Source organism: Marinomonas arctica (assembly GCF_003259225.1).
In the GTDB taxonomy this organism is placed as follows: Bacteria; Pseudomonadota; Gammaproteobacteria; order Pseudomonadales; family Marinomonadaceae; genus Marinomonas; species Marinomonas arctica.
Map to the genome: position 1 here is coordinate 1 of NZ_QHJF01000090.1, position 455 is coordinate 455.

At 64.0% G+C, this 455-nt stretch carries 1 pseudogene; it reads right to left on the reverse strand.

The features are described 5' to 3' along the window. Positions 1 to 54: 54 nt before the first annotated feature. Positions 55 to 455: pseudogene (locus DK187_RS20955) on the reverse strand (phosphoglucomutase, alpha-D-glucose phosphate-specific); the annotation flags it as partial.

Consider the following 455-nt stretch of genomic DNA (forward strand, 5'->3'; position numbering starts at 1 on the left):
CATACGGAACGGGTCTTTTCGCGCTACGCCTTGATTACTTGGCGGAACGCCGTATCACTCGGCCAGAGCCTTGTCCACGACCTCGGTGGCCTCGGCGAGCACCTTGTCCAGAGCCTCAGGGGATTCGAAGCTCTCGGCGTACACCTTGTAGATGTTCTCGGTGCCGGACGGACGGGCGGCGAACCAGTTGTCCTTGGTGGTGACCTTCAGACCGCCGATCTTGGCGTGGTTGCCCGGAGCCTCGGTGAGCTTGGCGGTGATGTCCTCGCCGGCCAGCTGGGTGGCCTCGACGTCGTCGCCGGTGAGCTTGGCGAACTTCTGCTTCTGCTCGAGGGTGGTCGGGGTATCGACGCGCTTGTACCAGCTTTCGCCGAAACGCTCCACCTGCTCCTGGTGCAGCTGGGCCGGGTTCTTGCCGGTCTTCGCGGTGATCTCAGCGGCCAGCAGGTCCGGAA